At 73.0% G+C, this 741-nt stretch carries 1 protein-coding gene; it reads left to right on the forward strand.

Features of this window, described 5'->3' with window-relative positions:
- Position 1 precedes the first annotated feature (1 nt).
- Positions 2–741: YceI family protein (locus tag IG64_RS37160; protein WP_037864953.1), on the forward strand; the 740-nt coding region annotated here is incomplete at its 3' end.

Below are 741 nucleotides of genomic sequence, written 5' to 3' on the forward strand. Positions count from 1 at the left end.
GATGGGACTGACCGCGAGGATCCGCACCCGGGACGGATGGGCCGTGTCGCACGCGGTCGTCACGGTGACCGACATGACCGGCACGCAGGTGCTGCGCGCCGAGGCCGACCACGAGGGCGCCGTACGGGACACCACCGAACTGGCCCCCGGCGCGTACACCGTCATCGTCACGGCGGTCGGGTACGCCCCCGCCGCCTCCAGCGCGATCGTCACCGCGAGCGGCCGGGCCGATGCGGGCACGGTCACACTGGCCCGCCAGGGCGGCACCGAACTGCCGCCGCCGGGACCGTGGACCATCGACCCGGCGCACTCCTCGGTCGCCGCCGTCGCGCAGCACCTGGGCATCTCCAGCGTGCACGGCCGGTTCACCGAGTTCGGCGGCACCATCGAGATCGCCCCGGACGACGTCACCAAGTCCCGGGTGCGGGCGGTCATCCGGGCCGGCTCCGTCGACACCGGCAACACCATGCGCGACGGCCACCTGAAGTCCGCCGACTTCCTCGACGTGGAGCAGTACCCGGAGATCACCTACCGCTCCACCGCCGTGACCGTCGCCGGACCGGACCGCTGGACGGTCAGCGGAGAGCTGACCATGCACGGCGTCGTCCGCCCGGTCGACCTCGACCTCGCCTACCTCGGCACCGGAGCCGACCCCTGGGGCGGCACCCGCGCCGCCTTCCGCGCCACCACCGAACTGCGCCGCGAGGACTTCGCGATGAACTACAACCAGGTCCTCCAGGC

It is taken from the genome of Streptomyces sp. NRRL S-340 (genome assembly GCF_000720185.1).
Classification (GTDB): Bacteria; Actinomycetota; Actinomycetes; order Streptomycetales; family Streptomycetaceae; genus Streptomyces.